The sequence below is a fragment of the Luteibacter flocculans genome (genome assembly GCF_023612255.1).
Classification (GTDB): domain Bacteria; phylum Pseudomonadota; class Gammaproteobacteria; order Xanthomonadales; family Rhodanobacteraceae; genus Luteibacter; species Luteibacter flocculans.
Genome location: NZ_CP063231.1, coordinates 1,366,617 through 1,386,801, shown reverse-complemented (window position 1 = coordinate 1,386,801; position 20,185 = coordinate 1,366,617). Strand labels below are relative to the sequence as shown.

At 66.5% G+C, this 20,185-nt stretch carries 19 protein-coding genes; 12 read left to right on the top strand and 7 right to left on the bottom strand.

The features are described 5' to 3' along the window. Nucleotides 1–3: 3 nt before the first annotated feature. Genes IM816_RS06100 through IM816_RS06085 form a run of 4 tightly spaced genes read right to left on the bottom strand, consistent with a single transcriptional unit; the run spans nucleotide 4 to nucleotide 5,502 of the window. Entirely contained in the window at nucleotides 4–990 is a 987-nt protein-coding gene (locus IM816_RS06100) for a multidrug resistance efflux transporter family protein (RefSeq protein WP_250340186.1), read from the bottom strand. After that, a complete protein-coding gene (gene recJ, locus IM816_RS06095) occupies nucleotides 987–2,699 on the bottom strand; it encodes a single-stranded-DNA-specific exonuclease RecJ (protein WP_250340185.1) in 1,713 nt (570 codons plus the stop codon). Before recJ ends, IM816_RS06100 begins: the two co-directional genes overlap by 4 nt. Further along, entirely contained in the window at nucleotides 2,696–3,601 is a 906-nt protein-coding gene (locus IM816_RS06090; RefSeq protein WP_250340184.1) for a phosphoglycerate mutase, read from the bottom strand. The genes recJ and IM816_RS06090 overlap by 4 nt, the downstream gene beginning before the upstream one ends. An 11-nt stretch (nucleotides 3,602–3,612) precedes the next feature. Then, nucleotides 3,613–5,502 carry an ATP-binding cassette domain-containing protein gene (locus IM816_RS06085; protein WP_250340183.1) on the bottom strand — a complete coding sequence of 630 codons (1,890 nt, stop codon included), beginning with the start codon at nucleotides 5,500–5,502 and terminating at the stop codon, nucleotides 3,613–3,615. A 33-nt stretch (nucleotides 5,503–5,535) separates the two neighbouring features. Between IM816_RS06085 and IM816_RS06080 the strand changes: the two genes are divergently transcribed. The 6 genes from IM816_RS06080 (at nucleotide 5,536) to IM816_RS06055 (ending at nucleotide 10,365) form a co-directional block, all read left to right on the top strand. Then, complete coding sequence (locus IM816_RS06080) at nucleotides 5,536–6,021, top strand: hypothetical protein (protein WP_345779962.1); 486 nt, start codon at nucleotides 5,536–5,538, stop codon at nucleotides 6,019–6,021. A gap of 269 nt (nucleotides 6,022–6,290) precedes the next feature. Next, on the top strand, nucleotides 6,291–7,328 hold the full coding sequence (locus IM816_RS06075) for an agmatine deiminase family protein (protein ID WP_250340182.1): 1,038 nt from the start codon (nucleotides 6,291–6,293) through the stop codon (nucleotides 7,326–7,328). Nucleotides 7,329–7,368: 40 nt separating this feature from the next. Continuing rightward, on the top strand, nucleotides 7,369–8,259 hold the full coding sequence (locus tag IM816_RS06070; RefSeq protein ID WP_250340181.1) for a carbon-nitrogen hydrolase: 891 nt from the start codon (nucleotides 7,369–7,371) through the stop codon (nucleotides 8,257–8,259). A gap of 75 nt (nucleotides 8,260–8,334) precedes the next feature. After that, nucleotides 8,335–9,570, top strand: coding sequence for a TraB/GumN family protein (locus IM816_RS06065; RefSeq protein ID WP_250340180.1), 1,236 nt, complete (start codon nucleotides 8,335–8,337; stop codon nucleotides 9,568–9,570). A gap of 106 nt (nucleotides 9,571–9,676) precedes the next feature. Next, nucleotides 9,677–9,997: a c-type cytochrome gene (locus IM816_RS06060; protein WP_072323091.1), complete on the top strand. Its 321-nt coding sequence runs from the start codon at nucleotides 9,677–9,679 to the stop codon at nucleotides 9,995–9,997. 17 nt (nucleotides 9,998–10,014) lie between these two features. Next, entirely contained in the window at nucleotides 10,015–10,365 is a 351-nt protein-coding gene (locus tag IM816_RS06055) for a c-type cytochrome (RefSeq protein WP_250340179.1), read from the top strand. A 240-nt stretch (nucleotides 10,366–10,605) separates the two neighbouring features. On the opposite strand, the gene IM816_RS06050 is transcribed toward IM816_RS06055, so the two are convergent. After that, nucleotides 10,606–11,199 carry an NfuA family Fe-S biogenesis protein gene (locus tag IM816_RS06050; protein ID WP_072323089.1) on the bottom strand — a complete coding sequence of 198 codons (594 nt, stop codon included), beginning with the start codon at nucleotides 11,197–11,199 and terminating at the stop codon, nucleotides 10,606–10,608. 138 nt (nucleotides 11,200–11,337) lie between these two features. Here IM816_RS06050 and IM816_RS06045 point away from each other — a divergent pair, with 138 nt between their 5' ends. Both IM816_RS06045 and IM816_RS06040 read left to right on the top strand, forming a co-directional pair. Beyond that, nucleotides 11,338–11,679 carry a 4a-hydroxytetrahydrobiopterin dehydratase gene (locus IM816_RS06045; protein ID WP_250340178.1) on the top strand — a complete coding sequence of 114 codons (342 nt, stop codon included), beginning with the start codon at nucleotides 11,338–11,340 and terminating at the stop codon, nucleotides 11,677–11,679. Nucleotide 11,680: 1 nt separating this feature from the next. Continuing rightward, entirely contained in the window at nucleotides 11,681–13,135 is a 1,455-nt protein-coding gene (locus IM816_RS06040) for a CPBP family intramembrane glutamic endopeptidase (protein ID WP_250340177.1), read from the top strand. A gap of 4 nt (nucleotides 13,136–13,139) precedes the next feature. Here IM816_RS06040 and IM816_RS06035 read toward each other — a convergent pair whose 3' ends face one another. Further along, nucleotides 13,140–14,087, bottom strand: coding sequence for an RluA family pseudouridine synthase (locus IM816_RS06035; protein WP_250340176.1), 948 nt, complete (start codon nucleotides 14,085–14,087; stop codon nucleotides 13,140–13,142). Between the two features lie 349 nt (nucleotides 14,088–14,436). Between IM816_RS06035 and rne the strand changes: the two genes are divergently transcribed. Continuing rightward, nucleotides 14,437–17,859 (top strand): ribonuclease E, encoded by a 3,423-nt coding sequence (rne, locus tag IM816_RS06030; protein ID WP_250340175.1) that lies wholly within the window; start codon nucleotides 14,437–14,439, stop codon nucleotides 17,857–17,859. A gap of 136 nt (nucleotides 17,860–17,995) precedes the next feature. Here the strand turns inward: rne and IM816_RS06025 are convergent, their stop codons facing one another. After that, the gene (locus IM816_RS06025) at nucleotides 17,996–18,649 is read right to left on the bottom strand and encodes a response regulator (protein ID WP_072323084.1); all 654 of its coding nucleotides are present in this window, start codon (nucleotides 18,647–18,649) and stop codon (nucleotides 17,996–17,998) included. 311 nt (nucleotides 18,650–18,960) lie between these two features. Between IM816_RS06025 and IM816_RS06020 the strand changes: the two genes are divergently transcribed. From IM816_RS06020 to IM816_RS06010, 3 genes are all read left to right on the top strand, one after another. Next, the gene (locus IM816_RS06020) at nucleotides 18,961–19,251 is read left to right on the top strand and encodes a hypothetical protein (protein WP_072323083.1); all 291 of its coding nucleotides are present in this window, start codon (nucleotides 18,961–18,963) and stop codon (nucleotides 19,249–19,251) included. Between the two features lie 83 nt (nucleotides 19,252–19,334). Beyond that, complete coding sequence (locus tag IM816_RS06015; protein WP_177257417.1) at nucleotides 19,335–19,481, top strand: hypothetical protein; 147 nt, start codon at nucleotides 19,335–19,337, stop codon at nucleotides 19,479–19,481. Nucleotides 19,482–19,800: 319 nt separating this feature from the next. After that, on the top strand, nucleotides 19,801–20,046 hold the full coding sequence (locus tag IM816_RS06010) for a hypothetical protein (RefSeq protein WP_250340174.1): 246 nt from the start codon (nucleotides 19,801–19,803) through the stop codon (nucleotides 20,044–20,046). Nucleotides 20,047–20,185 lie beyond the last annotated feature (139 nt).

The following is a 20,185-nucleotide window of genomic DNA, read 5'->3' as shown; positions in this document are numbered from 1 at the left end:
GCGTCAAGCACCTCGATCGGCGGACGCATCGTCGACCACGGCTTCGCGCCCGCTGGCCCGGGCAAACAGCACGATGCCCATGACAATGACGACGGCACCTGTGGAGTCCAGGGGCCCGGGGACCGCCTCGTGCAGGAACACGGCGCCAATGACGGTGGCGAATAGCAGTTCGGCTGCCTGCATCGCCTCCACGGCGGCCAGCGCCGTGGGCCGGCGCCCTACCCGCTCCGTCGCATGGAAGAACAGCACCGTGGCGATCACGCCGGATGAGAGAGCCACGCCGCCAGCTAGCAGCACCTCGGTCAAGGTCGGCGCGCCCACCGTGAACCACGTGATGGCGGCGAGGATCCACCACAGCGGCCAACTCGCCAGCGTCATGCCGAACACCCGTTGCACGGCCCCGAGCTGGGTGCCGGTGCGCTCCAGATGCAGGAGAATCTTTCGGTTGCCGAGCGGATAGGCGAAGGCGGCGAACACGACGGCGCCCACGGCCAGCCAGGCCGACGCATCGAGTGCGCCGTGTGCGTGGCCGAACTGCAACATCATCACGCCCATGACGATCAGCGTGCCGATAGCCAGCGGCGCCACGTGCCAGCGTGCCCGCTCGTCGCGGTAGATGAAGGGCGCCATCAACGGCCCCGCGAGCACGGTCATCTGGAAGCTGCCGGCGACCAGCCATGACGGTCCGCTGCTCGCCGCCCAGGTCAGCGGCACGCCGAACAGCACGAAACCCACGCTGCTCCACAGCAGCCAGGTGCGCGGATATGCACGCAACTCCCGCGGCAAGGCGCCCGTACCGCCCTGAAATGGCAGTACCGCGGCCAGCAAGGGCAAGGTGATGAGGTAACGCAGAATCACTGCCCACTGCCAATGACCGCCGCCACTCACGACGGCGCGATTGAGCACGTAGGTCAGGGTGAAGAACAGCGCGGAAAGCAGCGCGATGAGGATCGCCCCGAGGGACGTCGCGCGGCCGGCACGAGCGATCACGCGCTCGCTTCCATGTGCGTGAGCAACAGTCGCAGGCTCTCCCGGCCTTGCCAGTCGTTGACGGAGAGTTCATACGCCACGCGCATGCGCGTCGGCGGCGGCGTACCGTCGTAGCAGTTGAACATCACGGCATCCAGCGGCGCACCGCCTTGCGTATGGCGCAGTTGCAAGCGCAGATGACGACTGCCCATCGGCTTCCATGAGGCGCACTCGACCCGCGCCTCGAACAGCGGAGGCGGAAACGCCTGCCCCCACGGTCCCGCATGACGTAACTGTCGCGCGAGATCGAGCGTGTGGTCGCGGTAGTCGAGTTCGCCATCGGTATGGACGAGCGCCTGCAGGCGTTCCTCATCGAGATGTCGCCGCGCCACCGCGTCGAACGCCGCCGCGAAACGCTCGATGTCACTGGCACGAAGGCTGAGCCCCGCTGCCATGGCATGACCGCCGAAGCGCAGGATCAGGCCCGGATGCTTCGCGTCGATCTCCGCGAACGCATCGCGGATGTGGAAGCCCGAGATCGAACGCGCCGAGCCGCGCAGCTCGTCGCTGTCGTCTCCCGCAGGCGCGAACGCCACGACCGGCCGATGCAATTTTTCCTTGAGCTTGGAGGCGACGAGGCCAACGACACCCGCATGCCAGCCCGGATCGAACAAGGCAACGCCGACGGCATCCACATGCGCGGCACGCGCCACCATGGTCTCGGCTTCCTCCACCATGCCCGCCTGCATGTCGCGGCGTTCCTGGTTGATCGCCGACAACTGCTCCGCATAACGCCGTGCGATGCCTTGGTCGTCGGTAAGCAGGCACGCCACGCCGAGCGACATGTCTTCGAGACGCCCCGCTGCGTTGAGGCGCGGGCCGACGGCAAAAGCGAGATCCGTGGCACCGACGGTCGCCAGCGAGCGACCACTCGCCTCGATGAGCGCGGTGATGCCCGCGCAGGCCTTGCCTGCGCGCATGCGCTTCAGGCCCGCTTCCACCAGCACTCGGTTGTTGAAATCGAGCGGCACCAGATCGGCGACCGTACCGAGCGCGACGAGATCCAGCAGCGCGCCGAGATCCGGTTCGCCCTGTGGAAAACGCCCCGCGCTGCGCAATGCCGCGCGCAGGCCGAGCAACAGATAGAACATCACGCCGACACCGGCCAGCGCCTTGCTCGGGAAGCCGTCGTCGGCAAGGTTCGGATTCACGATCGCGTCGGCATCCGGCAGCGTGTCGCCCGGCAGATGATGGTCCGTGACGAGCACTGCGATGCCACGTGCACGCGCCGCCGCGACACCGGCCACGCTCGCCACCCCGTTATCGACGGTAACGATGAGATCGGGCGTGGGCTCCAGCGACGCCACTAATGCCTCGCTGAGCCCATAGCCGTGCACGAAACGGTTTGGCACCACGTGGCTGACATGGCGTGCGCCGAGCAGACGCAGACCGCGCTCCGCCACCGCCGTGCCCGTGGCACCGTCGCAGTCGTAGTCGCCTGCGATGACGATGCGCTGGTCCGCTTCGATCGCGCGCATGAGCAGCGCGACAGCCCGCTCCATGCCGCCGAGCAGGTGTGGCGGCAACAGGCGTGCGAGACGGTGTTCCGCGTCTTCAGGCGTGCAGACGCCACGCGCGGCGTAGATGCGTTGGATGACCGGATGCACGTGCGCAGGCCAGCCGCTCGGCGCCGTTGTCACGATGCGCTGGCGCCACACCTTCGCCGTCATGCCTTGCGCCAGAAGCGAAGACGGTGGCGGCGGTGCAGGCTCACGCGCTGCCCATCGGCGAAGGCCAGGCGGATATCCGCACCGGCCAGCAGGCGCGCTTCGATGGCGGGCCACCACGTACGTTCGAAAGCATCCGGCTGGATGTCCTGAAGATCGAGCAGTTCGCAGGCGGCGTTGGCCGAATCGAGGCTCGCGAATTGCGAACGCGCCTGCACGTCCACGTTGGCACGATGGGCGAGCGCCCAGGCCACGAGGTCATCGCTGTAGACGCGGTTGAGGCCCGTCTCCACCCACGCGGGCAGCGTGCCCGCACCCCATAGCCAGACGCTGTTCACCGGCGGTAGACCCTGCCGCGTGCGATGACGATTGACCGGATGGTTGTGCAATACGACCTGCGCTTCGTTGAGCAAGGCACGCCATCGGCGGCCGGCGTCGCCTTGCGGCAACTGCGTAAAGAAGTCGGCACCCAGGGCGTCTTCGGGCTCGGGGAATGCGGGCACTTCGGCATAGCTCGGCAAGCGAACTTGCCAGTGCGCCGCATCACCGATGTGCAGCTGCATGCCTTCGGCGTCGAACGTCTCCGCCAGCGCATCGACGAGTGCCTTCGCATCGTTGCCATCGAGCACAAGATTGCCGCAGGCCAGGAGGCGCGCACCATTCAGTTCCGCCTGTATCCAGGCGGGGTCTGCGCAAAGCCAGAGCGCGCCTTCCGCATCGCCGGCCACCGACTGGCGAATCAGCGCAGCGACCGGCAAGGGTCCCTCGGGCCAGCGAAAATGTTCGGCCAACGCACCGAGGTAACCGGGCACAGCGGCGGGCAAGGCAGTGCCACGCGCGACCCAGGCGGCGAACGACGGCACCGAGGCAAGCTTCTCGCGCCCGGGCAGCAGCACATGAAGCATGGGCGCCACCGTCACGCCTCGATCTGTTCGAGGATGCCGAGCCATTCCAGCTCGAGCGTTTCCTTCTCGCCACGCAATGCCGCCTGACGCTGCCCGAGCGCCATGAGGTCGGCCGTGGAACCTTCATAGACGGCGGGATCGGCGAGCTTGGCTTCGATGGCGACCAGTTCGCGATCCATGCCTTCGATCAACGACTCGATTTTTTTCACGCGAGCACGCAGCGGTTTTTCCTTTTCGCGCTCCTCTGCCGTGAGCTTGCGCCGCTCCTTCGCCGACGCCTGCACCGGCGCAGCGGCCGGAGCCGAAGCGACCGCAGCCGTCTTGCGCGTGGTAGCGCGGCTGCGCAGCCAGCGGGCGTAGTCGTCGAGGTCGCCGTCGAACGGCTCGACCGTGCCGTCCGCCACGCGCCAGAATTCGTCGCAGACCATGCCCAGCAGGTGGCGATCGTGCGAGACGAGCACCAGCGCGCCATCGAACGCCGCCAGTGCATCCGCCAGCGCTTCGCGCATGTCGAGATCGAGGTGGTTGGTCGGTTCGTCGAGCAGCAGCAGATTCGGTTTGTCCCAGGCGATCAGCGCCAGCGCGAGACGCGCGCGTTCGCCGCCGGAGAACGCATCCACCGGCTCGAAGGCACGGTCGGCGGGGAAGTTCCACGTACCGAGGTAATCGCGCAGTACCTGCGCGCCCGCGTTCGGCGCCTTCTCCTGCAGATGATCGAACGGGCTGGCGCCTTCTCGCAGGCTTTCCACGGTGTGCTGCGCGAAGTAGCCGATGCGCGTGTCCTTGTGGAAGCCGCGTTCGCCACGCAGCGGCACGAGTTCGCCGACCAGCGATTTCACCATCGTGGATTTACCGGCGCCGTTGGGGCCGAGCAAACCGATGCGATCACCCGATTCGAGGCCGAAGGCCACGTCGCGCAACACCACATGATCGCCGTAACCGGCGTCGATGTGATCGAGCTGCAGCATCGAGGTCGGCAAGCGATCGGGCTCGGGAAACGAAAAGCTGAAAGAACGCTCGGCGCGGACGGCTTCGGTGCCGGCCATCTTCTCCAGGCGCTTCATGCGCGACTGCGCCTGCTTGGCCTTGCTGGCCTTGGCCTTGAAGCGGTCGATGAAGGACTGCAGGTGCGCGCGTTCCGCCTGTTCGCGCTCGTGCGCAATCTGTTGCTGGCGCAGGTGCTCGGCGCGTTGCCGTTCGAACGCGCTGTAGTTACCGGTGTACAGCTTCGCCGTGCCGTCGTGCAGGTGCATCGTGTGCGAGATCACGCCGTCGAGGAATTCGCGATCGTGCGAGATGATGAGCAACGTGCCCTGGTAGCGGCGCAGCCATTCTTCGAGCCACAGCACCGCATCGAGATCCAGATGGTTGGTGGGCTCGTCGAGCAGCAGCAGGTCCGACGGGGCCATCAGCGCGCGGGCGAGATTGAGGCGCACGCGCCAACCGCCCGAGAACGATGACACCGGCCGTTCGTGCGTTTCCGGCGCGAAGCCCAGGCCATGCATGAGCCGCCCGGCACGAGCACGCGCGTCGTACCCGCCCACTTCCTCGATGCGCATGTGCGCGGCGGCGACGGCTTCGTGATCGTCGGCGGCGAAGGCATCGGCTTCCGCCTTGAGCGCGGCCGCTACCTCGACGTCGCCGCCGAGCACGTACTCGATGGCGGGATCGGGCAAGGCCGGCGTCTCCTGCGCCACGGACGCGAGACGAATCCGCGACGGCATGTCCAGATCGCCCACCTCGGGCTCCAGTTCGCCCTTGAGTGCAGCGAACAAGGTGGACTTGCCGCAGCCGTTACGGCCGATGACGCCCAGGCTCCAGCCGGTCTGGATCGTGAGGTCCATCCGCGACAGCAAGGTGCGGCTGCCCCGACGGAGGGCGAGATTGCGGAACGAGATCATGAGTTGGGCGACAACAGCGGGAGGCGACTGCGCATGATAGCCGCCCCGGCCGCTGCCGTCCGCGAAACGCGACGCAGGCCACAGGTGCGCGATCCGTCGCGCGCCGCCCATGGCGTGCCCTGGGGCGATCTGTTACAACGGCGTCCTGCGCCGCATGGGGAGCGCGACGGAGTCATCATGAAGACCTTCAAGCCTGTTCTTACCGCGATCGCGCTGGCGCTCGTGACGGCCACCGTGGCCTCGTCCGCCGTTGCCGGAGACACGCTGCTCATGCAGCGCGTGCAGCAGGAGCAGTCCATGAACCTGCCCCGCAAGGGCATGAGCATGGCCGAGGTGGAGCGGCGCTTCGGCCAGCCCACGGCGAAACTCGATGCCCGCGGCGGCGGCAGCCGCAACCAGCCGGTGATCAACCGCTGGATGTACCCGGGCTACATCGTCTATTTCGAACGCAGCCACGTGATCCACACGGTGCTGAACACTCCTGCCGGTAACAACACCAGCCCCGCGAATCCAAGGTAGGCATCCGGGTTACTGCCTGCCCTGTGGGAGTCGCCCTGGAGGCGACAGGATCTTGCCGGTGGGAGCCAGCCTGCTGGCGATGGGGGCTTGCATTGCTGCTACACCGCTTCGTTGGCTTATCGCCACCAGGGTGGCTCCCACCTTTGCTCCTCGCACCTTTGCTCCTTTGGGCTCCCACATTGTTCTTTCGCTCCGTGGGGCTTTCTTCGCTGAAGCGGTTCCCCGCAGTCGGCTAGAATGGCGGGCTTCCCCTCTGTCGCCCCGCCGCCATGACCGAACCGACCTCTTACCGTCTGCCCGCCGAATGGGAACCGCAGGCGGGCGTGCTGATCGCCTGGCCCCATGCCGATACCGACTGGGCCGACCGCCTCGATGAGGTGGAGACCACCTATGTGGCCCTGGCGGCGGCTGTCACGCGCTTCGAGCCGCTGCATGTCATCGTTGCCGATGGCGCGCTGCGCGAGCGCGCCCGACTGGCGATCGAGCAGGCCGGCGCGGACATGTCACGACTGCACTTCATCGAACTGCCGTACGACGACACCTGGCTGCGCGATTCCGGGCCGATCACCCTCACCGGTCCTGCGGGCGTGCTGCTCAACGACTACCGTTTCACCGGCTGGGGCGGCAAGTTCGGCGCGGAACGGGACGACGCGATCATCACCGGACTGCTCCAGCGCGGCGTGCTGAGCGGCCTGCCGCACAAGCGTATCGACTGGGCGCTGGAAGGCGGCGGCATCGAGAGCGACGGCCGCGGCACGATCCTCACCACGTGGAAGTGCCTGCACCAGCGTCATCCGGAGCTTTCCCGCGAGACGATGACCGACACGCTGGCGAGCACGCTGCATGCCGACCGCGTACTGTGGCTCGAGCACGGCTACCTTGAAGGCGACGACACCGACGCCCACATCGATACGCTGGCGCGCTTTTCCGAGGACGGCGGCATCGTTTACCAGGCGTGCGACGACGCCAGCGATCCGCATTTCGAGGAACTGGCCCAGATGGCCTCGGAACTGGCGGAACTGCGTACGCCGGAAGGCGCGCGCTACGTGCTGCATCCGCTGCCTTGGGCGCAACCGATCCTCGACGAAGGCAGGCGGCTCGCGGCGTCTTACGCGAATTACCTGATCGTCAATGGCGCCGTGCTGGTGCCTGCCTACGGCGACCGCGTGGACGCGGAAGCCGCCCGGATCATCGGGTTGGCCCATCCGGGCCGCGAGGTGGTCCAGATACCGTGTCGTCCACTGATCTGGCAGAACGGCAGCCTGCATTGCATCACCATGCAGTTGCCCGCGGCGGTTGCCGCCTGACTCACTTGCAAGCGCGGCGGGTGCCGCGCGAGGAACGTCCATGACCCGTAAGACCCTCAAGGTCGCCCTCCTCCAGGAAACCGACCGCGGCAGCCGCGACGCCAACCTCGACGCGATCGAGGCCGGCCTGCGCGAGGCGGCCAAGGCCGGTGCCGAACTCGTCCTGTTGCAGGAACTGCACAACGGCCCGTATTTCTGCCAGCACGAAAGCGTGGACGTGTTCGAGTTGGCCGAGACCATTCCCGGCCCGGGCACCGATCGCATCGGCGCGCTCGCCGAGGAACTGAAACTGGTGGTCGTCGCATCGATCTTCGAGAAGCGCGCCACCGGCCTGTACCACAACACCGCCGTGGTCTTCGATCGCTCGCGCGCCATCGCCGGCAAGTACCGGAAGATGCACATCCCCGACGACCCGGGCTTCTACGAGAAGTTCTACTTCACACCGGGCGACCTCGGCTTCGAGCCCATCAGCACCTCCGTGGGCAAGCTCGGCGTGCTCGTGTGCTGGGACCAGTGGTACCCGGAAGCTGCGCGCTTGATGGCATTGGCCGGCGCGGACCTGCTGTTCTACCCCACCGCGATCGGTTGGGATCCGAGCGATAGCGACGATGAAAAGGCGCGCCAGCGCGAGGCATGGATCACCGTGCAGCGCGGCCACGCCGTCGCCAACGGCCTGCCCCTGCTCGCGTGCAATCGCACGGGCTACGAGGCCGATCCGTCGAAGGTCGGTGGCGGCATCCAGTTCTGGGGTTCGAGCTTCGTCGCGGGGCCGCAGGGCGAATTTCTCGCGCAGGCCGGCACCGAAGGCCGCGAACTGCTGCTGTGCGAGGTGGACATGGAGCGCAGCGAACACGTCCGCCGCATCTGGCCGTTCCTGCGCGATCGCCGCATTGACGCCTATGGCGACCTCACCAAGCGCTTTCGTGACTGACACGTCGCGGCATCGCGGCGTGCAGGCCCTGTCGCCCGTACGCCTTGTTTCATTCCCCTGCGCTGGAAACCCTGCATGCTCCCGGACGAGATGACCACACCCGACGTGACGGCCCTGGAAGGCCAACCGATCCAACGCATGGAGCGCGATGGCGTCCAGTACGTCATCCTCGGCACCGCGCATGTCTCGCGCGCCAGCGTCCAGGCCGTGAATGCCTTGCTGGCGAGCGAACACTTCGACGCCGTGGCGGTGGAGCTGTGCCCCAGCCGCGCGCACGGCATCCGCGATCCCGAAGCGTTCAAGCAGATGGACCTCTTCCAGGTCATCCGCCAGGGCAAGGCAGGCATGGTGGCCGCCAGCCTCGTGCTGGGCTCGTTCCAGAAACGCCTCGCCGCGCAGTACGGCATCGAGCCCGGCGCAGAAATGAAAGCGGCCATGGACGGCGCGGATGCGCGCGACGTTCCCGTGTGGCTGGTGGATCGCGAGGTGGGCACGACGCTCAAGCGCGCGTGGCGCAGCGTGGGCTTCTTCCAGCGCTTCGGCCTCATGGCCGGCATGCTCGGTAGCGTGTTCGAGCGCGAGGACATCGCCGAGGAAGACATCGAAAAGCTGAAGCAGTCCGACCTGCTTGAAGGCGCTTTCAGTGAATTCGCCAGCGGTTCCGCCCCGCTTTATCACGCGCTGATCGCCGAGCGCGACAGCTTCATGGCGGCGAAGCTTCGCGAGCACGGCGCCGCGATGGACCCCGCGGCGCCGAGCCGCAAGGTGCTCGTCGTGATTGGCGCGGGACACCTCAAAGGCATGAGCGCGGAGCTGGCCGAGCAGCACGGCGATGCCCGCGCCCTCACCGACGAACTCGCAACGACGCCACCTCCCGCGAAGTGGCCGAAGGTGCTCGCGGTCACCGTGGTGCTGGCGATCTTCGCGGCTATCGGCTACGCCTTCTACCGCAGCCCCAGCCTCGGCATCGACGCACTGAAGAACTGGATCTTGCTCACCGGCGGGCTTTCCGCGCTCGGCGCACTGATCGCCGGTGCGCACCCACTGTCGATTGCGGGCGCGTTCGTCGCTGGGCCCTTGAAGCCGTTCCGGCCGGGCATTCCTTCCGGCGCCGTGAGTGCCATGGCCGAAGCCTGGGTCCGTCGCCCGCGCGTGCTCGACTTCGAGCGCCTGCGCGACGACATCACCCACTGGACCGGCTGGTGGAAGAACCGCGTCGCGCGCACCCTGCTCAACTTCTTCCTGGTCAGCATGGGCACCATTGCCGGCGAGTACATCGCGGGCGTCCACATCATCCGCAGCCTCTTCTGACCCCCGGGCCGGCGCCGATCCACTGCGGTTGTCCGCTGTCGCGACCCGCCTCTATACTTCGACGGCTATTCAACCCCGGCCCCGCCCGGCACCCAGGGAACACTTAATGAAGCGTCTGCATCTGGTTGGACTGATCGCTGTAGCTCTGTGCGCCGCATCCGCCGCGCATGCCGAAGGGGACAAAGCCAGGGGCCGGACGCTGGTCTATACCTGCAATGGGTGCCATGGCGTGCCGGGTTACGCCAATGCGTACCCCGATTACCACGTGCCGCACATCGCGGGTCAGAACGAGCAGTACATCGTCAACGCGCTGAAGGCCTACAAGAGTGGCGAGCGCAAGCACCCGACGATGGGCGCCCAGGCGCAAAGCATGTCCGACCAGGAAATCGCGGATATCGCCGCCTACCTTTCCAGTCTCGCCAAGTAAGTCGCCGAGGACGAACGATGACCCGTGGGTTTTCCCTGATTGCCATCGGCGCGCTCTTCGCGCTGACCGCCACCCCGTCCTTCGCTGCCGGCGATCCCGCACGCGGCAAGACCAAGGTCGCCACCTGCGTCGCGTGCCACGGGCAGGACGGCAACGCCGTCGACCCGCAGTACCCGCGTCTGGCCGGCCAGTACAGCGACTATCTCGCGCAGGCCCTGCACGAATACAAGGACGGCCGCCGCGACAACGCCATCATGAAGGGCTTCGCCGCCACGCTGTCCGATCAGGACATCGACGACATCTCGGCGTACTTCGGTTCGCTGCCGACGAAGCTGCAGGGCCTGGAGCATCACATCCAGGGCGACTGAGCCTATGGGAGCCGCCATGGCGGCGAAAAGCCAACGAAGCGCGTGTGGGAGCCGCTATAGCGGCGAGAAGCCAACAAAGCGGTGTAGCCGTGAGGCAGATCCATCGCCAGCAGGCTGGCTCCCACCATCAGGTTCCCATCGCCGAGATCATCGAACCGCAACGCAACCTGCCCTCGCCGCTGTAGCGGCTCCTACAACGGGGCATGGTCCACAGGAACGACTAATCCACCGCGCAGGCGACTAACCCGCCGCGCGGGCGAAGTACGGCTTGTCGCCAGTGTCGTGGTCGGTGGCATCGCGCACCTCGGTGACTTCCGGAATGCGCTCGCGCAAGGTCTTCTCGACACCGTTCTTCAGGGTGACGTCGACCATGCCGCACCCGTGGCACCCGCCGCCGAAACGCAGCACCACCACGCCATCGGACGTGACTTCCACCAACGAAATGCGACCGCCGTGCGAAGCGATCTGCGGTGCAATTTCCGACGCGAGCACGAACTGCACGCGCTCGACCAGGCCCGCACCTTCGCCGGGCGCCTCGCCCTTGATCCGCGGTGCGCGGATATTGAGCTGGCTGCCGGTGGGCGTGGTTTCGTAGTCGATGTTCGCGGGATCGAGCCAGCGCATGCTCTCGCCATCGACGTAGAGGTTGAAGCCCTCGCATTCCACGGTCCATTCGTCGCCGGAAAGTTCGGCGCGCGAGCAGAACTCGAGTTCGCACTGAGCGGAAGGCGTGCCCGCGTCCACGACGCGCAGGCGGATGCCGAGGTCGTCGTCGCCTTGCTGCGACAGCAGACGCAGGAAATGCGCCTGTGCGCGCTCCGAGATATCGATCATGTGGGCTCCGAAACAGGTCCGGCCGGGGAATGCCGGAAACAGCACCATTTTAGTACGCTTTCGACGCGGGCGCCGCCTTTTGACAATTCAACCGCGGGCGGGCGACGCTTCGCGCTTTATCCGGACGGACACCCGACGATGACCCTCTCCCCGCTCGCCACCCAGCACTGCCAACCGCGCAAGGGCTCGGATCACGCGCTCGATCGCGCCGCCATCGACGGCCATCTCGCCCACCTGCCCGGCTGGACGGTGAGCGCCGACGGCAAGGCCATCGTGAAGGACTTCCGCTTCCCCGACTTTCACCACACCCTCGGCTTCATCAACGCCGTGGGCTTCATGGCCAATCAGGAAGACCACCACCCGGACCTCGAAGCCGGATATGGCCATTGCCAGGTGCTGTGGTCGACTCACGACGTGGGGGGACTTTCGCTGAACGATTTCATCTGCGCCGCACGCGTCGAGGCCTTGCTGGATCGCTGAGGTGACGTCGCGGGGTTCCCGCTGGACGTTCCTGGCGGCGACCCTCGTGGGTCTTGCGATGCTGCTCGCCCTGCCCCGATGGGCGGCCCTGGTCGTTAGGGACGGCATCGCGACCCGCAGCGCGGCGGAGCGCGCCGCGTATGCGTCTGGCGGATCGCCTTGGTCGTGGCGGTTTCGCGAACCCGACGACATCGTCGCTGGCCGGGTTTTCGGTCAAGGTGTTCTTGAATCCCGTGACGACGGCCTGGTGGTCAGGGCCGTGGACGGCTCGCCGTTCCAGATCGGCCTGCCTTTGACCCGCCCCACGGATCTCGGTCGCCTCGACACGCTCGTGCTGGGGGCCCGTGCGAGCGCCGTGGGCGCCTATGGCGTGAGTGTCAGGGAAACCCTGGAGGGCCCGTTGATCAAGGCGCCCCTCGGCGTGCTGACGCCTGACCGCCTCGCCGCGCCAGAGCGACTGAGCGAGCTGGCCTGGACCGATGCCCTCGGCCACGCCGCCGTCTCCCCCATGCGGGCGGCCATGCTGCGGATTGACGTCACCCTTCCCGCTGGCGCCACGCTGGTGCTCGACCACGCCGAACTTCGCCCACCGTCCGGGGCCATCGAACCGCCCACGGACGCCTTGCCGGCTGGGCTGTCCGCCGAAGGTCTGCTCGCCTGGCGCGACAACCTCCGCGCCGCGGACCCGCTCGTGACCTTCGGGAATGCGTCCCCCTCGCCGACGCAACCGCCGTGGCGAGCCTGGCTGCCCTCGGCGGCCTATCTGCTGCTGCTCGTCGTGGTCGCTCTCGCCACGCTACGAAACCGACGCCCCGATGCGGCGAAGCCCGTTCCGACCACGGGTCTTTTCGGTCTTGGCCCCCGACTGAGGGACGTGCTGCACGCCAGCCTCGTCGTGGCTGGGCCTGTGTGGTTCATCGCCAGCCTCGACTTCGGCGCGCGGGTCGCACCGGAACGGGTTGCCTTGTTCGCGGGTGGCGTGGGTTACGCGATCTTTCTTGCGCTTTCCCGGCGACTGCCGCCGTGGGGCTGGCTCGCTCGCGGAAATGCAAGCGCCTGGCCGTTCGCCGCCGTGGCCGTTGCGCTGGGGCTGGCCTTGTTTGCCGGGCACAAGCCAGGCTGGCCGTCGTTCGGACACCTGGCCGCGTACGTCGCCTGGGCCACGTTCCAGCAATGGCTGCTGCTGGCGGTGGTGGGCGGCCTGCTGGCGCGGGCGCTATCACGGCCCTGGGCCGTGCTCCTGACGGCCTTTGCCTTCGCGCTCCTGCACACGCCCAATGGACTGCTCATGCAACTTTGCTTCGTCGCGGAACTCGGCTGGGCCTGGTGGTATCTCCACCATCGGTCGCTGCTGCCCGTCGCCGTCGCGCACGCCGCAAGCGCGGTCGTGCTGCAAGCTGGCCTGGCCGGAGGACTACTGCGATCGCTCGAAGTCAGCGCCCGGTTCCTGACGTGAACGATCAACCGCGCAGATTGTCGAGAAAAACCTTCAGATCGTCGGGCAACGGCACCGAAAAATCATAATTCCGACCACCGAGGTCGAAGCTCATCCTCGACGCGTGAAGGAACATGCGCTTCAAGCCCTTGGCCCGGAGGCGCTTATTGGCTTCCTCGTCGCCGTATTTCGGATCGCCAGCGAGCGGATGCCCGATGTATTGCGCATGCACACGGATCTGGTGGGTGCGACCGGTACCCAGGGTGGCCTGCATGAGGCGGGCTCCGGGGTATTGCTCCAGTTCCTGAAAGAAGGTGAGCGAGGGCTTGCCGGCATCGTCCACTCGGACGATGCGTTCGCCACCGTGAAGCACCGACTTGAGCAGCGGCGCATTCACGTCGAACTTCGCCTTGCGCGGGGTGCCGGTCATCAGGCACAGGTACTGCTTGGTGACCTGGTTCTCACGGATGAGAGCCTGCAGCCCCGTCAGTCCCGGCCGCGAACGCGCCAGGACGAGGACGCCACTGGTGTCGCGATCCAGCCGATGGACCAGCTCGAGGTGCTCGTTGGGACGGGCCGCCCGAAGCAGCTCGATGGCGCCGTGGCTGACGCCGCTGCCGCCGTGGGCCGCGATGCCAACCGGTTTGTCGATCACGAGGAAGTGCTTGTCCTCGAAGATCACGGCGTCGGCGACGGCCTTGACCATGCCCGAGGGCGCCACACCCTCTTCCCGCTCCGCGACGCGGACCGGCGGGATGCGCAAGATATCGCCATCCGCCAGCCGGGTTTCCGGCTTGGCGCGCTTGCCGTTGATGCGCACCTGCCCCGTTCTCAGCAGGCGGTAGACCAGGCTGCGCGGCACCCCCTTCAAGAGGGTCATGAGGGCGTTGTCCACGCGCTGACCATCCCTCTCGGGACCGATGTCGACCAGCCGCACACCTTGGCCGCTGTCGAGGGAAGTTGCCGTCTGCATTGATAAAACTCGAATTTGATAGGATACTCGCCGAGCGCCAGGCTCCGCTGAAGACTCATCTCTCGCGGGGTGCCGGTGCCGCCACGTAAGGCGAGTGTCGCGCCATTTCGTCCGAGGGGGCGAAAGGCGAAGACACCCCACATCGTAGCGGTTCAGGTTGCGGTTGTCCGGCTAATCCGTAGGGACGCGGACCGGTTGCAAGGCGCTTATTCACGAATCACGCCGGGTCCAGGTATCGGTCCCGGATCCCATGCCGCTTGAAGCCTCACCGCTGCGGCGCGATCCCCGGCAGGCCGCCACTTGGCGCCACCGCGGCGCGCGGCCGCGCGGCAAGGCCGAGGAACCCACAATGAAGCGTATGTTGATCAACGCGACTCAGCGCGAAGAGTTGCGTGTGGCCATCGTCGATGGCCAGAACCTGTACGACCTCGATATCGAAATCCCGTCCCGGGAACAGAAGAAAGCCAACATCTACAAGGGCCGCATCACCCGCGTCGAGCCCTCCCTCGAAGCCTGTTTCGTCGACTACGGCGCCGAACGCCACGGCTTCCTCCCCCTGAAGGAAGTGGCCCGCGAGTACTTCAACCCGAACGCGGAAGGCAAATCCAACATCCGTGAGCTGTTGAAGGAAGGCCAGGAAATCATCGTCCAGGTCGAGAAGGAAGAACGCGGCAACAAGGGCGCCGCCCTCACCACGTTCATCAGCCTGGCCGGCCGCTACATGGTGCTGATGCCGAACAACCCCCGTGCCGGCGGCGTCTCGCGCCGCATCGAGGGCGAGGATCGGCAGGCGCTCAAGGAAGCGATGGAGCACCTTCAGGTGCCCGACGAGATGGGCCTTATCGTGCGTACTGCCGGCATGGGCCGCGACGCCGAGGAACTCCAGTGGGATCTCGATTACCTGCTGCAGCTGTGGAAGTCGATTTCCTCTGCCGCTAATTCGCAGAAGGCGCCCTTCCTGATCTATCAGGAGTCGAAGCTGTTCATCCGCGCCCTGCGTGATTACCTGCGCAACGACATCGGCGAAATCCTGATCGACGAGGAGTCGCTGTTCAACGACGCCCGCGATTTCGTGCAGCAGGTGATGCCGAACAACCTGCGCAAGCTCAAGCTGTACCAGGACCCCACCCCGCTGTTCTCGCGCTACCAGATCGAAACGCAGATCGAGAGCATCTTCGAGCGGAACGTCCGCCTGCCGTCCGGTGGCTCGATCGTCATCGACCAGACCGAAGCGCTGACCGCCATCGACATCAACTCGTCGAAGGCCACCAAGGGCAGCGACATCGAGGAAACGGCGTTCAACACCAACCTCGAAGCGGCGACGGAAATCGCCCGCCAGCTGCGCATCCGCGACGCCGGCGGCCTGATCGTCATCGATTTCATCGACATGGACAGCCCGCGCCACCAGCGCGAAGTGGAAGAGCGCCTCAAGGAGGCGCTCAAGGCCGACCGTGCGCGCGTCCAGATCGGCCGCATCTCCCGCTTCGGCCTGCTCGAAATGTCGCGTCAACGCCTGCGCCCGAGCCTGGGTGAGGCCACGCAGATCGTGTGCCCGCGTTGCGAAGGTCACGGCCACATCCGCAGCGTGGAATCGCTGGCGCTGTCGACCCTGCGCCTGATCGAAGAGCACGCGATGAAGGAAAACACCGGGCAGGTCCTGGTGCAGGCGCCGCCTTCGGTCGCCAACTTCATGCTCAACGAAAAGCGCGCCAGCATCGTCGAGATCGAGCTTCGCCACAGCGTCCACGTCGTGGTCGTGGCCGACGACAAACTGGAAACGCCGCACCTGGAGATCACCCGTATCCGCGAAGCGGACATGGGCGAGCACAGCAAGCCCAGCTATGAGCGCACCACCCCGGCCATCGCCACGGTGCTGCCGAAGATGGGCCAGGCCCTGGGCAGCGGCGAGCAGCCGTTGGTGACCGGCGTGGTTCCGTCCACGCCCGCGCCGCTGCGCGACGACGACAACGAAACCGTGGTTGCCCCGGCACCGGCTCGCACGGCGGCTCCCGCTCCGGCAGCAGCTCCGTCCAGCGGTGGATTCTTCTCCCGCCTGTTCGGCAGCCTGTTTGGCGGCGGCACGCCTGCCGCACCGGTCGCCCAGCCTGCCGCTCCGACCCGCCGTGATGAAAACCGCCAGGGTGGTCGTAACGACCGCAACGAGCGCAATGGTCGCCGCGACGAGCGTCGTGGCAACGAAGGCCGCGGCAAGGGCGGCGAGCAGCGCGCGCCGCAGGGCCAGCGCAAGGACAGCACGCAGCAGCAGGCCCGCGGCCAGCAGCCGAAGGGCGGCAACAAGCAGCAGGGCCGCGGCGAGCAGGGTCAGGGCCGCCAGAACGACGAAAAGCAGCAGGGTCGGCAGAAGGATCCGCAGGCACAGGGCGGTCGCCAGCCGCGCCAGGAGCAGGCCGCGCAGGGTGAGAACCGTCGCCAGCAGCAGCCACGTGGCGAGCGCCAGCCGCAGGGCGAGAAGGCCGACAAGGCCGTAGCGAATACGGCCGCCGTCGCAGCCGGCGCCGCGCCAATCGTTGCACCGGCACCCCGCGCCCCGTCCGAGAAGCCTGCCACCCCCGCCGTGAAGCCCGAGGACGCCACGTTGGCAGTCACCGAGGCATCGTTGGCCGATGCCGAGGCCATGATCGCTGCGGACGCGAGCGCCGCCCCGGGTACGGACGGCGCGAAGGACAAGGACACGGAAGGCGGCCAGCGTCGCCGCCGCGGTCGTCGTGGCGGCCGCCGCCGCCGTCGCCAGGAAGACGGTGCCGCAGCTGGCACCATGGCGGAAGGTAGCAACGCTGCCGACGATCTGGACGACGAAGACGGTGACGACGATGCATCCGTCGACACCGGCCGCGACAGCCCGAGCGTCCCGCCGATGCTGGACACCGCCGCCGCTGCCGAGAACGCCTTCGCGGTCGAGGCGCCGGTCGGCGTCATGGCAACCCAGCCCGGCGAGCCTGCCGACGACGAGGCCGTACCCTCGGCACTGACGCTGCCATCCTTGCCCAAGCTCCCGCCGATTCCCGGTACCAGCACCTCCACGACGTCGCATGCGGCGACAGCGGAAGCAACCACGCCCGCGGATTCGGCCGATAGCCGCACCACGGAACGCCGCCAGACGGAATCCGATGCGCCGTTGAAGAGCGCACCGGTCAGTGGCTCGGCACCCGTGCCGGCCGCGACGCCGACCGGCGTCGCCCACGCGGAAGTAACGGCACCCGAGGCATCCGCCGCCGAACCGATCGTCGAGGCGAAGCACGAGCCCGTCGTGATCGCCGCGACCACGTCGGCGGTTGCGCCAGCGGCAGCCGAGGCTGAACAGGCGCCTGTGGAGGCCACGACGGAAGTGGTGTCCTCGCTCGACACGCCCGCGCGCGGTCTGTTGCCGGAAGCCACCGATAGCCCGAGCAGCGACGATAGTGCCAAGGCGGCGCGTCAGCAGGCCGAGCCTGTCGTCACCCCGTCGACGGTGACTTCACCGGTGAGCTCGTCCGTAGCGCAGACCACTGCGTCCGAAGCCCTCCCGGCGTCGGCCCCTGCGTCCTCGTCTGCCGAGACTTCGACGGCAACGGGCGAGGATGCCGACGAGACGGCGGCATCTGCCACGTCCGCACCCAAGTCGACGCCTGCATCGGCGCCGGTCACGCCGAAGTCGCCGGACGCGTCCAACGTCTCGGCGGTCTCGCACGTCGAGGCGGCCAAGCCAGCATCTACCCCCGCCCAGGGCGACTTGCTCACCCGCCCTCGCCAAGAGCCGCACGGCGAGCAGTAAGGCCGGACCGAGGCATCGATTTGAGAAGAGTTTCAGGCTCTTCTCAAGTCAGCAGGCCGCGGCACACAAACGAGTCACAAAAAAACGCCGGGCTAGCCCGGCGTTTTTTTGTTCTTCTTCTCGCGTTATTGATCCGTCAATTGCCGACCTGATGGTTATGCGTGTCCAGCAGGCCGTGGACCGTCATGAGATGAGCAAGGCCCACCACGTGCTCGACGTGAAGCTTCTCCATCAGCCGCTGCTTGTAGGTCGAGACGGTTTTCGGGCTGAGATTGAGCCGCTCGCCAATCGAAGTCAGCGGCATGCCGCGGACCAACATCATCGAAACTTCCATCTCGCGAGTAGACAACGTATCGAACGGGGAATCCGAGCCATCGAGCGTGGCGAGCGCCAACTGCTGCGCCACCGTCGGCGCCAGATAACGGCGTCCCGATGCCACCTGACGCACCGCACTGAGCAATTCGTCTGCCGAACACCCCTTCGTGAGGTATCCCAGCGCACCGGCATCAAGCAGACGCTTCGGAAACCGCGCGTCGTCGACAACGGTGAGAATGACGATATTCGTGCGCAATTTCGCACGAATGATGCGCTCGGTAAGCTCCACGCCGCTCATTCCGGGCATGTGGACATCGACGAGCGCGATGTCCGGTGAATGCGAGCGAATCAGGCGCAGGCCCTCCTCCGCTGAGCTCGCCTCTCCCCTGATCCGGATATCGGCCTGCTGTTGCAGGATCATCCGAAAGCCGGTCCTGACCAGTTCATGGTCGTCGACCAATACGACATTAATCATCAAGTGCCCTCCCTGGGCCGACTGTTCTAGGCGCACGGTAAACCGGCGCCGCCTGCGAATGCATACAATGCCAGATGTGCAGGCGAGACAACCAGCGTGCGGGTATCATCGTGGCCCGGCGCCTCGTTATGTAGCGGTATTTCCGTGGCGCGCGAGGTGACAAGGCCGGATGATCATGTCATCGTCGGCCGCAATCCCGCGTAGGCGATGTCCTAGCGGTTCGAACGCGCGTCGCGATGCATCGCCGCCGCGCACAGGAATCACGGCCGCCGTTCAGGCGACCCCAGTCAAGGACCATGCAAGGACACATCATGGATGACCGCACCTATCTTCTCGGAAAGCTCGCGGCGCTCGAATCGGCACTCGAGGCCGCCATTTCGACGCATCCCGAACCCGCCATCCTGGCGGCCGCGCTTTCGAAGGCCATGGCGAGCTATATGCCGGAACGCCGTCCTCGCGACATTCGATCGTTTGCTGAAGGATGGATGGCGATCGTGACACCGCTGTTGACGGATCAGGCAACTCAGGCGGAAACGCCTGTACGTATTGGCCTTCCGCCCCCGTCTGTTGCTGGCGTCGGTCGAAAGAACACGGCTCACTGAGGCTACGCTCTTCTCACATCGCGACGACGTCATCGTCAGTCGATGACCGCCATCGTAGATCCTCCACTGAGAGGAGATATCGCATGGCCAATGAGAAAAACCGCCCGCCGCAGCATCCAGGTCAGAACGATCCGCCGAAAGATCGCCGCGGTCCGACGGAACAGCCACCGACCGATGCGTCCGGCGATCCGCTGGACGATACCGGCGAGGACAATCACCAGAAGAAGTGATTTATCGCGGCAAGCCCGCTCTGACTCGTCGCGCCGCCCTCGCGGCGGCGCCCTTCCGGAGCAACACGATGCCGGCGAGTATCAGGATCGCCGGGCCCCATCGCCCACCGGCCGCCTTGGCGAGAAGCTGCCCAGCTGCCAGCGCGCCTATGGTGCTCGTATGTGAACTCGATGAAGTCGTAGCCATAACGTCCTCCCCAAAACTCCGCGATTCGCCAAGGCTCTTCGCTGTCGCATCGGAACGGCGTGAAGTCCTCAGCTAGATCGTCTGCACATGGCCGCCGGACTATAATGACCGTGCTGCGACCGCGACATCATCATGCCCAAGACTCTCTACGATAGCCTTCCCTGGATAGCACTCGCCTTGGCAGTTGCGGTAGGTGTGGCGTACTACGCGACGCGGCCGCAACCGGAAACCTACGAGACCTGCCTCACCCGGCTAGCTCGCAGCGGCGACACTGACGCCGACCGTGCGCTCACTCGTGCTGCGTGCGCCGCAAAAACGGGCGCACCGCGCGGTAACCAAGACTCCACCGACGGTAGAGCAAACCAGCGGCATACGTAACGCGGCGCTCGCGAACGCGAGGCTCTACTGCTGCTATCGCCACACAATCGCCGCTGCCACTAGCGCAGCCGCGATCAGGCCAAGCACGGCGACCCAGGCCAAGCGCGCCAGGATCGACACGCCGGCCGAGCTCACCGTC

Coding starts and splice junctions, on each gene's coding strand:
- recJ (WP_250340185.1), bottom strand. CDS start 2,699: ATGACGGCGAAGGTGTGGCGCCAGCGCATCGTGACAACGGCGCCGAGC.
- IM816_RS06090 (WP_250340184.1), bottom strand. CDS start 3,601: ATGCTTCATGTGCTGCTGCCCGGGCGCGAGAAGCTTGCCTCGGTGCCG.
- IM816_RS06085 (WP_250340183.1), bottom strand. CDS start 5,502: ATGATCTCGTTCCGCAATCTCGCCCTCCGTCGGGGCAGCCGCACCTTG.
- IM816_RS06080 (WP_345779962.1), top strand. CDS start 5,536: ATGATAGCCGCCCCGGCCGCTGCCGTCCGCGAAACGCGACGCAGGCCA.
- IM816_RS06075 (WP_250340182.1), top strand. CDS start 6,291: ATGACCGAACCGACCTCTTACCGTCTGCCCGCCGAATGGGAACCGCAG.
- IM816_RS06070 (WP_250340181.1), top strand. CDS start 7,369: ATGACCCGTAAGACCCTCAAGGTCGCCCTCCTCCAGGAAACCGACCGC.
- IM816_RS06065 (WP_250340180.1), top strand. CDS start 8,335: ATGCTCCCGGACGAGATGACCACACCCGACGTGACGGCCCTGGAAGGC.
- IM816_RS06060 (WP_072323091.1), top strand. CDS start 9,677: ATGAAGCGTCTGCATCTGGTTGGACTGATCGCTGTAGCTCTGTGCGCC.
- IM816_RS06055 (WP_250340179.1), top strand. CDS start 10,015: ATGACCCGTGGGTTTTCCCTGATTGCCATCGGCGCGCTCTTCGCGCTG.
- IM816_RS06050 (WP_072323089.1), bottom strand. CDS start 11,199: ATGATCGATATCTCGGAGCGCGCACAGGCGCATTTCCTGCGTCTGCTG.
- IM816_RS06045 (WP_250340178.1), top strand. CDS start 11,338: ATGACCCTCTCCCCGCTCGCCACCCAGCACTGCCAACCGCGCAAGGGC.
- IM816_RS06035 (WP_250340176.1), bottom strand. CDS start 14,087: ATGCAGACGGCAACTTCCCTCGACAGCGGCCAAGGTGTGCGGCTGGTC.
- rne (WP_250340175.1), top strand. CDS start 14,437: ATGAAGCGTATGTTGATCAACGCGACTCAGCGCGAAGAGTTGCGTGTG.
- IM816_RS06025 (WP_072323084.1), bottom strand. CDS start 18,649: ATGATTAATGTCGTATTGGTCGACGACCATGAACTGGTCAGGACCGGC.
- IM816_RS06020 (WP_072323083.1), top strand. CDS start 18,961: ATGGATGACCGCACCTATCTTCTCGGAAAGCTCGCGGCGCTCGAATCG.
- IM816_RS06015 (WP_177257417.1), top strand. CDS start 19,335: ATGGCCAATGAGAAAAACCGCCCGCCGCAGCATCCAGGTCAGAACGAT.
- IM816_RS06010 (WP_250340174.1), top strand. CDS start 19,801: ATGCCCAAGACTCTCTACGATAGCCTTCCCTGGATAGCACTCGCCTTG.